This window comes from [Acidovorax] ebreus TPSY (assembly GCF_000022305.1).
Classification (GTDB): domain Bacteria; phylum Pseudomonadota; class Gammaproteobacteria; order Burkholderiales; family Burkholderiaceae_C; genus Diaphorobacter; species Diaphorobacter nitroreducens.
This window is the reverse complement of the sequence record NC_011992.1, coordinates 3,226,251-3,238,369: the sequence shown is the minus strand read 5'-3', so window position 1 is coordinate 3,238,369 and position 12,119 is coordinate 3,226,251. Positions and strand designations below refer to the sequence as shown.

The following is a 12,119-nucleotide window of genomic DNA, read 5'->3' as shown; positions in this document are numbered from 1 at the left end:
TGCCCAGCACTGTGCGGCGGGTATGGGTTTGTCATGCGTCAAGGGTTTGTCCTAGGGAGGGCAAACCCTGGCGAAAAACTGCGGGGTTACCCGTGTCTGGTGCCGTGCGCGGGACTCACCGCAGCCTCGCGCAGTCCGATTTTTCGCATCAAGAAAAACGATCTGCGGGTTGCCACGGAGTTTGTCAGATGGCCGTAAGACTGGGGTGGCGGCAGCGTTTGGCGCATGTCAGCTTTCGGTCAGATGGCGGCCCGATATTGCGTCGCAAGCACCGCAGAGTGCTTCAGATCGTCGGTTTTTCGCGCTTTCTTACGCGCATTTTCGATTCCATCCCAATAAGCAGGAGACAGCATTCATGGCTACCAGCACTGCATACGCCGGCCGCCCCGGCGCTGCCGCCCGACCGATGTCGGCGGAAGAAAAGAAGGTGATCTTCGCCTCGTCCCTCGGCACCGTGTTCGAGTGGTACGACTTCTACCTCTACGGCTCGCTCGCGGCCATCATTGCCAAGCAGTTCTTCAGCGGGCTGGATGCTGGCGCGGCGTTCATCTTCGCGCTGCTGGCCTTCGCGGCCGGCTTCCTGGTGCGCCCGTTCGGCGCGCTGGTGTTCGGCCGCCTGGGCGACATGATCGGGCGCAAGTACACCTTCCTGGTGACCATCCTGATCATGGGTATCTCGACCTTCATCGTCGGCGTGCTGCCCAGCTACGCCAGCATCGGCATCGCGGCACCGGTCATCCTGATCGCGCTGCGCATGCTGCAAGGCCTGGCGCTGGGCGGTGAATACGGCGGTGCGGCCACCTACGTGGCCGAGCACGCGCCCCATGGCCGCCGCGGTGCCTACACCTCGTGGATCCAGACCACGGCTACGCTGGGCCTGTTCCTGTCGCTGCTGGTGATTCTGGGCACCCGCACCATACTGGGCGAGCCCGTGTTCAACGACTGGGGCTGGCGCATTCCGTTCCTGGTGTCCATTCTGCTGCTGGGCATCTCGGTGTGGATTCGCCTGTCGCTGTCCGAGTCGCCGGCCTTCCAGAAAATGAAGGCCGAGGGCAAGACGTCGAAGGCGCCGCTGTCCGAGTCGTTCGGCGAATGGAAGAACCTGAAGATCGTGATCCTGGCGCTGGTGGGCCTGACCGCCGGCCAGGCCGTGGTGTGGTACACGGGCCAGTTCTATGCGCTGTTCTTCCTGATGCAGCAGCTCAAGGTGGATGCCGTCACGGCCAACCTGATGATCGCCGCCGCGCTGCTGATCGGCACCCCGTTCTTCGTGGTGTTCGGCTCGCTGTCCGACAAGATCGGCCGCAAGCCCATCATCATGCTGGGTTGCGTGCTGGCCGTGCTGACCTACTTCCCGGCCTTCAAGATGCTGACGGAAGCCGCCAACCCCGACCTGGCCAAGGCCCAGGCGACAGCGGGTGTCGTGGTGACCGCCGATCCCGCCACCTGCTCGTTCCAGGGCAACCCCGTGGCACGCGAGATCGACTTCAAGAGCTCCTGCGACATCGCCAAGCGCTACCTGGTGCAGAACTCGGTGAGTTATGACAACGCCGCAGGCGCACCTGGCTCCCAGGCCGTGGTGAAGATCGGCGACAAGGTCGTTACGGCGCCCAGCGGCACCGTGGTCAACCACAAGTTCGACGAGGCAAGCGTGAAGGCCATCGCCGCCTTCAAGAAGGAGATGGCGGAAGACCTGAAGCTCGCCGGCTACCCCTCCAAGGCCGATCCCGCCAAGATGAACAAGGTGATGATGATCGTCATCCTGACGTATCTGGTGATCCTGGTGACCATGGTCTACGGCCCCATCGCGGCCATGCTGGTGGAACTGTTCCCCACGCGCATCCGCTATACCTCCATGAGCCTGCCGTACCACATCGGCAATGGCTGGTTCGGCGGCCTGCTGCCCACGACATCGTTCGCCATCGTGGCGTCCACCGGCAATATGTATAACGGCTTGTGGTACCCCATCATCATCGCCGGCATGACGGCAGTGATCGGCACGCTGTTCATCCGCGAAACCAAGGACGTGGACATCTACGCCAACGACTGACGTCGTTCCGCTCTTTTGTCAGGGTTTTCCCTGACTAAACCCTGCCGCCACACCTTTGCCTGTGCGAAAGTGTGGCGGCAATACGTCAGGGGTATTACAGGCGGGACTTTCCCCTGCGTTGGCCCAGATGGTTACACCTAGAATTTGCGCCGTAGCTGCACATTGTGCTAAGCGGCTCCCTGCGGGCGGCGAGCTGTGCCTACCACAACTGATGGACACAAGCATTCAAGGAACTCAAATGCAAAAACCAAGTCGTTTGCTGCTCGCTACCCTGGCTCTGCTGGGTACTTCCGCTGTTTTCGCGCAAAGCAGCGTGACCCTGTACGGCCGCGTGAACACGTCGGTGGAACGCCAGAAGGTCGGCGGTACCAGCAACACCGTCATGGAGAACAACTCCTCGCGCTTCGGCTTCAAGGGCACTGAGGACCTGGGCGGCGGCCTGAAGGCCGGCTTCCAGCTGGAAAGCGGCTTCAACTCCGATACCGGCACGGGCTCGGGCTGGACCCACCCCACCACCGGCATGACCTTCGCCCGCCAGAGCGAAGTGAACCTGTCCGGCGGCTTCGGCATGATCCGCCTGGGCAACTTCATGCCCGAGTCGTACTACGCTACGGCCGACTATGTGAGCATGCACAACCATAACACGGGCACGTCTTCGGACGCTCTGTACTACGATCCCGTGTGGTTCGGCGGCCTGAGCACCACCAACAAGATCGGCTATCGCACGCCCAGCTTCGGTGGGCTGACGGTCGACGCTTCCGTCTCGTTGCATGAGAAAAACGCTGCCATTCCGCAAAAGAATGGCTATGACCTGGCTGCCAACTACAACATCGGCGCGCTGAACCTGGGCGCCGGCTACAGCCAAGTGGACAGCAATCGCCAGCTGGGCCTGCGCGCGTTGTACACCTTCGGCCAGTTCGTCGTGGGTGGCTACTACCAGCGTAACAAGGACGACAACCAGCTCCTCGCCACGGGCGCAGGCAACCGCAACAACTTCCGCTTGGCGGGCGCCTACATGATGGGTGCTTCCGAGTTCCACGTGAACGTGGGCCGCGCTGGCAAGTGGAGCGACATTGCCGACAGCTCCGCTACGCAGTGGACCCTGGGCTATAACTACAACTTCAGCAAGCGCACCAAGGTGTACGCTTTCTACACGAAGGTGGACAACAAGGCAGGTGCTACCTACATGACGGGCGCAGCTGGCCAGGACTTCAGCTCGCTGGCGCTGGGCGTTCGCCACAACTTCTGATGCACCGGCAGCGTAAGCTGCCTGCAATGCAAGCCTGATTCAATGGAGTCGGGCTTGCGATCAGACAGGCCTCACACGATGGTGTGAGGCTTTTTTATTGGTGCCGCCCTTTTCCGTCGACAACAATTTTCAGGAGATGAGCATGTGGAAGATCGTGGTGGGTTTCGTGGTGTTCGCAGTGATCATGCTGTTCGTGATCATGAAGGCAGGAGACCAGGTGGACATGAGCGGTGAAAAGCATGGGGTGGAAGCGACGCATGTGCCCGAGTCCGCAGCTGCTCCCGCGTCCGGCGCCAGCGCCAGCGCAGCGCAGTAAACCGGCCCCACCCATCCAAAACGCGGAGCCAGGCTCCGCGTTTTGGATGGGGCGGTGGACTCCGCCACCGTGGCGTTACGGCCCGCTCAGCGCTGGAATCGGCCGTCCGCTCCGATGATGGACAGGTCGGCGAAGTCCAGCCCCGAGTGTTCCTTTGCGCTGTAGGAAAGCTCCAAGCCCCCCAGGTCGAATTTGCTCAGGCTTTCCAGGGCCGCGTGCAGCCGTGCACGGTCCGGCTTGGGGCCGGCGCGGCGCAGGCCCTCGGCCAGCACCTTGGCGTTCACGAAGCCCTCGACCATGGCCGGAGTGAGTTCCTTCAGCCCCTGCGCCTTCGCCAATTCCAGGGCTTCCTTGATCACCGGGTAGTTCAGCGACCGCTCGGACGGAAAGACCTGCGTGACGATGACGCCGCGGGCCTGGTCGCCCAGCGCCTTGGTGAAGCCCCCCGACGCATTGTTTGACAGCGTGACGATCTGCCCGCCCACGCCGGCCGCGCGCAGTGCCTTGATGCCGTCCACGACCGCCGCGCCCGTGCCGATGAAGATGACGGCCTGAGGTTCCTGCGCACGCACGCGCGGGGCGATGGCTGAGAAATCGGGCTTCGCCCGGTCGAACTTCTCCACGAACAAGGCGGGCAGCTTGTTGTTCTGCAGGCCCTTTTGCGCACCGGCCAGGCCGTCCTGGCCGAAGGCGTCGTCCACATGCACGATGCCGATGCGCTGAACTCCCAGCAGCGCAAGGTGGGCGATGGCTTTCTCCACCTCGCGCTGGTAGGGCGCGCGGACGTTGAAGATATTGCGGGAAACGGGCTGGTGTAGCGCCATGGCGCCCGTGGAGGGCCCCACCAGCGGCACGCCGTACTTGTCCAGCAGCGCAACGATGCCCTGGGTGTGGGGCGTGCCGCGCGTCATGAACAGTGCCAGCACACCCTTGTCCTCGATGAGCGTGCGGGCGTTGTCCTGCGTCAGCTTGGGGTCGAACTTGTCGTCGAGCGTGACGAGTTCGATCTTCTGCCCGTTCACGCCGCCGCGGGCGTTGACATGGTCCAGGTACAGCGACGCGCCCAGCATCGATTCCTTGACGGTTGCCGCGGCGGACCCGGTGATGCCGACGGTCTGGCCGACGAGCAACTGCGCGTGGGCCAATGATGAGGCCGCACTGATCACTGCCAGGGCGCACGCTGCGCCCCACTTCTTCCAATGTGTCTTCATGAGGTGTCTCTTCCCTGTGTATTTGCGCGCGAGTGCGAGCAGGGGCGAGTGTATCGGCGGCAGCCTACGCTGGAATGACGTGCCGCAGACGCCGCGCGATCACCCGGGCGGCGTCTGACCTCACGAAAAGGGCTTCAGCGGCGGAACTTGCCGTCCGTGCCGATGATGGAAAGATCGGCGAAGTCCAGGCCCGTGTGATCGTCGGGGCCGTAGGAGATGTCCAGCCCGCCCAGATCGAACTTCTGGATGGATTCCAGGGCCGTCTGAATCTTCTCGCGCGACGGCTTCGGGCCAGCGCGGCGCAGGCCTTCGACCAGCACCTTGGCGGCGGCGAAGCCTTCGAGCATGGCCGGGCTGACCTCGGTCATTCCCTTGGCCTTGGCCAGGTCGATGGCTTCCTTGACCAGCGGGAAGGTCAGGCTGCGTTCGTTCGGGTAGACCTGCGTGACGATCACGCCGCGGGCATTTTCGCCCAGGCTCTTGATGAAGCCGCCCGAGGCATTGTTGGACAGCGTGACCACCTGTGCCGTGGAGCCCGCCTGGCGCAGCGCGTTGTAGCCATCCACCACCGAGGTGCCCGAGGCGACCATCAGGACGGCCTGGGCCTGCGCCTGGGAGACCTTGGCCACCAGCGGGGTGAAGTCCGGCTTGGCGCGATTGAACTTCTCCAGCACCACGGGCTGCAGCTTGGCCTGGGCCAGGCCTTTTTGCGCGCCCGTCACGCCATCGGCGCCGAAGCTGTCGTCCGCATACAGCACGGCGATGCGCGTGATGCCCATCGAGGCCAGGTGGGTCATGGCCTTCTCGGCCTCGCGCTGGTAGGTGGCGCGCACGTTGAAGATGTGCTTGCGCACCGGCTGGTGCAGCACCATGGCGCCCGTGGACGGGCCCACCAGGGCCACGCCATGCTTGTCCAGGTGCGGGATCATGGATTCGGTGTGGGGCGTGCCGCGCGTGAGGAACATGACATGCACGTTCTTGTCCTCGATCAGCGTGCGCGCGTTCTCGCCGGCGGTTTTGGGGTCGAACTTGTCGTCCATCGAGATCAGTTCGATCTTCTGCCCGTGCACGCCGCCCTTGCCATTGACCGCGTCCAGGAACAGCTTGGCGCCCTGCGTGGTCTCCTGCACTCCTGCGGCCACCTGGCCGGAGAACCCGGCCGTTTGCCCCACCAGGATCTGTGCATGGCTTGCGCCCAGCGTTGCGCCCAGGACCAGGGCGGCCCCCCATTTATGCCATGGCTGCATGGCGTCTCCTCTCTTTGGTTGTTGGTGCGGCGCAGTCTAACGGATAGGGCCGGATGCGCCATCACCTGCGTGACCGGCTGTGGTGTGGTGTCCACCCGGTCGATGCGGAATCCGGCTCGTCCCTAGAATGTTCCGCCTCATTGCAGAAAGACCCGCTCATGACCCAGGGACTGATCCGTATCCACGGCGCGCGCCAGCACAACCTCAAGAACATCGACCTGGACATCCGCACGGGCGAGCTCACCGTGGTCACCGGCCCCAGCGGCTCCGGCAAGTCCAGCCTGGTGTTCGACACGCTGTATGCCGAGGGTCAGCGCCGCTATGTGGAGACCTTCAGCGCCTACGCGCGCCAGTTCCTGGACCGCATGGACAAGCCCGCCGTGGACAAGGTGGAGGGTGTGCCCCCGGCCATCGCCATCGACCAGACCAACCCGGTGCGCTCTTCGCGCTCCACCGTGGGCACGATGACCGAGCTGAACGACCACCTCAAGCTGCTGTTCGCGCGCGCCGGCCAGCTCTTCGACCGCGAGACGGCGCTGCCTGTGCGCCACGATTCGCCGGACACCATCCATGCCGAGTTGCAGCGGCGCTGCGCCGCCGAGGACGACCCGCGCATCGTGCTCACTTTTCCCGTGGAACTGCCCGTGGGCACCACCGCGGAACAGCTGGAGCAATGGCTGTCGGCCAGCGGCTTCACCAAGGTGCAGGCCGAGCGCGAGGTGGCCACGCCCACAGGCCCGCGCAAGCTGCTGGACGTGGTGGCCGACCGCTTCCGCATGGGCAACGTGGAGCGCGCGCGCGCGGTCGAGGCGATCGAGGTCGCGCTCAAGCGCGGCGGGGGGCGGCTCAACGTCTATCGCCTGCGGGACGATGGCGAAGCGGACCTGTGGCGCTTCTCCACCGGCCTGCATTGCCCCGAGAGCGACCTGCGCTACGCCGAACCCATCGCGTCGATGTTCTCGTTCAACTCCGCCGTGGGCGCCTGCGACACCTGCCGGGGCTTCGGCCGCGTGATCGGCGTGGACTACGGCCTGGTCATTCCCAACGACAAGCTCACGCTGCGCGCCGGTGCGATCAAGACCATCCAGACCCCCGCCTGGAAAGAAGCGCAGGACGACCTCATGCGCCATGCCGAGGCCGCCGGTATCCCGCGCGACACGCCCTGGTACAAGCTCACCGCGGAGCAAAAGCACTGGGTGATCGAAGGCACGCCCGGCTTCAAGAACGGCAACTGGAACAAGCAGTGGTATGGCATCCGCCGCTTCTTCGAGTACCTGGAGAGCAAGGCCTACAAGATGCATATCCGCGTGCTGCTGTCCAAGTATCGCAGCTACACGCCATGCCCTGTGTGCGCCGGCGCGCGACTGAAGACCGAGAGCCTGCTGTGGCGGCTGGGCAGCAAGGAGGACGCCGATGCCGTGCTCGACCCCGCGCAGCGCTTCCTGCCGCAGGGCGTGGCCTGGACGCGCGCGCAGCTGGAGGCGCTGCCCGGCCTGTGCCTGCACGACCTGATGTTGCTGCCCATCGACCGCCTGCGGCGCTTCTTCGCGCGCATGGCGGGTGTGCAGAATGCTCCTGTTTCAATAGCTGGTGGCGCTCTCCAGATAAGCGCTACAGGCCAAAACGACTCTCAGGCTGGCGATCGCCAGGCGCTGCAGTTGCTGCACGACGAGATCGCCACGCGCCTCAAGTACCTGTGCGACGTGGGCATCGGCTACCTCACGCTGGACCGGCAAAGCCGCACGCTGTCGGGCGGCGAGGTGCAGCGCATCAACCTGACCACGGCGTTGGGCACCTCGCTGGTGAACACGCTGTTCGTGCTCGACGAGCCCAGCATCGGCCTACACCCGCGCGACATGCACCGCATCACCGAGGCCATGCTGCGCTTGCGCGACGCGGGCAACACGCTCGTCGTGGTGGAGCACGACCCGGCCGTGATGCTCGCGGCCGACCGCGTCCTCGACTTCGGCCCCGGCCCCGGCGAGCGCGGCGGGCAGATCGTGTTCGACGGCACGGTGGGCGAACTGCGCCGCGCGCCCACGCTGACCGGCCAGTACCTCGGCGGGCACAAACAGATCGGCACCGGGCTCAAGCGCCTGGTGACGGATGCGACGCCGCGCCTGGTGCTGGAGGGTGCGCGCGAGCACAACCTGCGCGATGTGAACGTGGAGTTCCCGCTGCAGCGCCTGGTCACCATCACCGGCGTGTCGGGCTCGGGCAAGTCCACGCTGATCCAGGACGTGCTGGCGTCCGCGCTCATGCGCCACTTCGGCAAGGCCACGGAGACGCCCGGCGCGCACGAGCGCCTGCTGGGCGCCGACCACCTGAGCGACGTGGTGTTCGTGGACCAGTCGCCCATCGGCAAGACGGCGCGCTCCAACCCCGTGAGCTATGTGGGTGCGTGGGATGCCATCCGCGAGCTGTTCGCCGTGGCGCCGCTGGCCCGGGAGCGCAGCTACACCGCGGCCAAGTTCAGCTTCAACTCGGGCGACGGGCGCTGCCCCACCTGCGGCGGCTCGGGTTTCGAGCATGTGGAGATGCAGTTTCTGTCGGACGTGTACCTGCGCTGCCCCGACTGCGACGGCAAGCGCTACCGGCCCGAGATCCTGGAGGTGCGCATCGAACGCGGTGGCAGGCTGTTCAACGTGGCGGACGCGCTGGACCTCACCGTGCACGAGGCGGCAGAGCTGTTTGCGAAAGACCGCGAGGTGATCCGCGCGCTGCAGCCCATCGTGGACGTGGGGCTGGAGTACGTGAAGCTGGGCCAGCCTGTGCCCACGCTGTCGGGCGGCGAGGCGCAGCGCTTGAAGCTGGCGGGCTTCCTGGCCGAGGCGGCCCGGAGCCAGGCCAAGTCGCGCCAGCCGCTGGCCCGCAAGGGCACGCTGTTCCTGTTCGACGAGCCCACCACCGGCCTGCACTTCGACGACATCGCCAAGCTCATGCGCGCGCTGCGCAAGCTGCTGGACGCGGGGCATTCGCTCATCGTCATCGAGCACAACCTGGACGTGATCCGCGCCAGCGACTGGCTCATCGACCTGGGGCCCGAGGGCGGCGACGCCGGCGGCCAGGTGGTGGCCGAGGGCGCACCCGAGGAGGTGCGTCAGCACCCCACGTCGCACACCGCGCAGGCGCTGCGCGAGTACGAACTGGCGCTGGGCGAGGGCGGCCATTCGGTGCACGAGCAGCAGGCGGTGCTACGAAAAGAGAAGCTACTCGCGCTGGATGGAAAAGCGCCAGAGGTCAAAAACGCCATAGAGATCGTGAACGCGCGTGAGCACAACCTGCGGCACCTCACGCTGGACATTCCGCGCGGCCGGTTCAACGTGATCACCGGCGTGAGCGGCTCGGGCAAGTCCACGCTGGCGTTCGACATCCTGTTCAACGAAGGCCAGCGCCGCTACCTGGAGAGCCTGAACGCCTACGCCCGCAGCATCGTGCAGCCGGCCGGGCGGCCCGAGGTGGACGCGGTGTACGGCATACCGCCCACCGTGGCCATCGAGCAGCGCCTGTCGCGCGGCGGGCGCAAGAGCACCGTGGGCACGACCACCGAGGTGTGGCACTTTCTTCGCCTGCTGTATGTGAAGCTGGGCGTGCAGCACTGCGTGCACGACGGCGCGGCGGTGCAGCCACAGACGGCCGAGAGCATCGCCGCGCAACTGCTGCGCGACTACCGCGGCCAGCACATCGGCTTGCTCGCGCCGCTGGTGGTGAACCGCAAGGGCGTCTATACCGAACTGGCCGACTGGGCGCGCCCGCGGGGCTACACGCACCTGCGCGTGGACGGCCACTTCCTGCCGACCGCGGGTTTTCCGCGCATCGACCGCTTCAAGGAGCACACCATCGAGCTGCCCGTGGCCAGCGTGGACGTGTCGCCGGAGCATGAAGACACGCTGCGCACGCAACTGTCCAAGGCGCTGGAGTTGGGCAAGGGCGTGGTGCATGTGCTGAGCGGCCTGGACGGCCTGCAGCAGGCGCTGCAGGACGGAGCGCCCACGGCGCACATCGGGCGGCTGCAGGTGTTTTCCACCAAGCGCGCCTGCCCCGTGTGCGCCACCAGCTATGCCGAGCTGGACCCGCGCCTGTTCTCCTACAACAGCAAGCATGGCTGGTGCCCCGACTGCGTGGGCACGGGCGTCAAGCTGACATCGGCGCAGCGCAAGGTGTTGGACGACTCCGTGCAGTCGGAGGACAACCGCGGCCGCGAGCAAACCTTTGCCGAGCCCGAGATGGAGGACGTGGCCGACGCCGCCTGTCCCACCTGCCAGGGCACGCGCCTGAACCCGGTGGCGCGCGCCGTGCAGTTCGCCGGCACGCCGATCACCGAGGTGGCGCGCCTGTCGGTGGCCGAAGTGCGGCAGTGGATCGCCGGGCTGCAGCTGTCGGGGCGCGAGGCGGAGATTGCGCGCGACCTTGTGCCCGAGATCCAGAGCCGGCTGGAATTCCTGGAGGAAGTCGGGCTGTCCTACCTCACGCTGGACCGCGGCGCGCCCACGCTCAGCGGCGGCGAGGCGCAGCGCATCCGCCTGGCGGCGCAGCTCGGCAGCAACCTGCAGGGCGTGTGCTATGTGCTGGACGAGCCGACCATCGGCCTGCACGCGCGCGACAACCAGATCCTGCTGAACGCCCTGCACAAGCTCGGCGACAAGGGCAACACCCTGGTGGTGGTGGAGCACGACGAGGACACCATCCGCCGCGCCGACCACATCATCGACATCGGCCCCAGCGCGGGCAAGCGCGGCGGGCGCCTGGTGGCCCAGGGCACGGTGGCCGACGTGCAGGCGGCTGCGGACTCGCAGACCGGCCGCTACCTGCTGCATGCCATGCGCCACCCGCTGCAGGCGCGTCGCCCGGTGGATGCTATTGAAAAAGTAGCTGGTGGCGCACATCCGGCGGGCGCTGGAGGCCAAAACGATGCGGAACCCCTGCGCTGGCTCACCGTGCACGGCGCGCACCTGCACAACCTGCAGCAGGTCACTGCACGCGTGCCGCTGCAGCGGCTGGTGGCCGTCACGGGCGTGAGCGGCTCGGGCAAGTCCACGCTGGCACGCGACGTGCTGCTGGCCAACGTGGCGGCCTGGGTGGGCCAGCGCGCCACCAAGGCCGGGCGCGACGCCATGGATGCGGGCAAGGCGCCGCCGCTGGCCGGCTGCACCGGCCTGTCGGGCTTCGAGACCATCGACCGCGTGCTGGAGGTGGACCAGACGCCCATCGGCAAGACGCCGCGCAGCTGCCCCGCCACCTACATCGGCTTCTGGGACACCATCCGCAAGCTGTTCGCCGAGACCCTGGAGGCCAAGGCGCGCGGCTATGCTCCCGGGCGCTTCAGCTTCAACACCGGCGAGGGGCGCTGCCCGGCCTGCGAAGGGCAGGGCGTGCGCACCATCGAGATGAGCTTCCTGCCCGATGTGAAGGTGCCCTGCGAGGTCTGCCACGGCGCGCGCTTCAACCCCGAGACGCTGGCCGTCACCTGGCGCGGCAAGAGCATCGGCGATGTGCTGCAGATGGAGGTGGACGAGGCCGTGGAGTTCTTCGCCAGCATGCCCGGCATCGCGCACCCACTGCAGCTCTTGAAGGACGTGGGCCTGGGCTACCTCACACTGGGCCAGCCCAGCCCCACGCTCAGCGGCGGCGAGGCACAGCGCATCAAGCTGGTGACCGAGCTCACCAAGGTGCGCGACGACGTAGGCCGGCGCGGGCAGAAAAGCCCGCACACGCTCTACGTGCTGGATGAGCCCACCGTGGGCCTGCACATGGCCGACGTGCACAAGCTCATCCAGGTGCTGCACCGCCTGGTGAACGGCGGCCACAGCGTGGTCGTGATCGAGCACGACCTGGACGTGATTGCCGAGGCCGACTGGATCATTGACCTGGGCCCCGAAGGCGGCAAGGAGGGCGGGCGCATCGTGGCCGCGGCCACGCCGGAGGACGTGGTGCGCCAGGGCACGCACACCGGCAAGGCGCTGGCACCGGTGTTGGCGCGCTGACCGGGCCGCGGGGGCTTTTCCTACAGGGGGCGGCGTGCGTGGCTCACACGCCGCGCCCGGGC

6 protein-coding genes are annotated in these 12,119 nt (G+C 66.4%); 4 read left to right on the top strand and 2 right to left on the bottom strand.

The genetic code is table 11. The features are described from left to right. Nucleotides 1-355 precede the first annotated feature (355 nt). The 3 genes from DTPSY_RS15175 to DTPSY_RS18585 all read left to right on the top strand — a co-directional run bounded on the left by DTPSY_RS15175 (nt 356) and on the right by DTPSY_RS18585 (nt 3,615). Complete coding sequence (locus DTPSY_RS15175) at nt 356-2,050, top strand: MFS transporter (RefSeq protein ID WP_015914307.1); 1,695 nt, start codon at nt 356-358, stop codon at nt 2,048-2,050. A 238-nt stretch (nt 2,051-2,288) separates the two neighbouring features. Continuing rightward, the gene (locus tag DTPSY_RS15170; protein ID WP_015914306.1) at nt 2,289-3,299 is read left to right on the top strand and encodes a porin; all 1,011 of its coding nucleotides are present in this window, start codon (nt 2,289-2,291) and stop codon (nt 3,297-3,299) included. A gap of 136 nt (nt 3,300-3,435) precedes the next feature. Then, nucleotides 3,436-3,615 carry a hypothetical protein gene (locus DTPSY_RS18585; RefSeq protein WP_187148632.1) on the top strand — a complete coding sequence of 60 codons (180 nt, stop codon included), beginning with the start codon at nt 3,436-3,438 and terminating at the stop codon, nt 3,613-3,615. 86 nt (nt 3,616-3,701) lie between these two features. On the opposite strand, the gene DTPSY_RS15160 is transcribed toward DTPSY_RS18585, so the two are convergent. Together DTPSY_RS15160 and DTPSY_RS15155 are read right to left on the bottom strand one after the other, a co-directional pair. Continuing rightward, nucleotides 3,702-4,826, bottom strand: a complete 1,125-nt coding sequence (locus DTPSY_RS15160; protein ID WP_015914304.1) for an ABC transporter substrate-binding protein — start codon at nt 4,824-4,826, stop codon at nt 3,702-3,704. A 134-nt stretch (nt 4,827-4,960) separates the two neighbouring features. After that, nucleotides 4,961-6,073 (bottom strand): ABC transporter substrate-binding protein, encoded by a 1,113-nt coding sequence (locus tag DTPSY_RS15155; RefSeq protein WP_015914303.1) that lies wholly within the window; start codon nt 6,071-6,073, stop codon nt 4,961-4,963. A gap of 158 nt (nt 6,074-6,231) precedes the next feature. Here DTPSY_RS15155 and uvrA point away from each other — a divergent pair, with 158 nt between their 5' ends. Then, complete coding sequence (uvrA, locus tag DTPSY_RS15150) at nt 6,232-12,057, top strand: excinuclease ABC subunit UvrA (RefSeq protein ID WP_041838894.1); 5,826 nt, start codon at nt 6,232-6,234, stop codon at nt 12,055-12,057. The last annotated feature ends 62 nt before the right edge of the window (nt 12,058-12,119 follow it).

Excerpts from the sequence above, each read along its gene's own strand:
- DTPSY_RS15175 (WP_015914307.1), top strand. The coding sequence starts at position 356 with ATGGCTACCAGCACTGCATACGCCGGCCGCCCCGGCGCTGCCGCCCGA.
- DTPSY_RS15170 (WP_015914306.1), top strand. The coding sequence starts at position 2,289 with ATGCAAAAACCAAGTCGTTTGCTGCTCGCTACCCTGGCTCTGCTGGGT.
- DTPSY_RS18585 (WP_187148632.1), top strand. The coding sequence starts at position 3,436 with ATGAGCATGTGGAAGATCGTGGTGGGTTTCGTGGTGTTCGCAGTGATC.
- DTPSY_RS15160 (WP_015914304.1), bottom strand. The coding sequence starts at position 4,826 with ATGAAGACACATTGGAAGAAGTGGGGCGCAGCGTGCGCCCTGGCAGTG.
- DTPSY_RS15155 (WP_015914303.1), bottom strand. The coding sequence starts at position 6,073 with ATGCAGCCATGGCATAAATGGGGGGCCGCCCTGGTCCTGGGCGCAACG.
- uvrA (WP_041838894.1), top strand. The coding sequence starts at position 6,232 with ATGACCCAGGGACTGATCCGTATCCACGGCGCGCGCCAGCACAACCTC.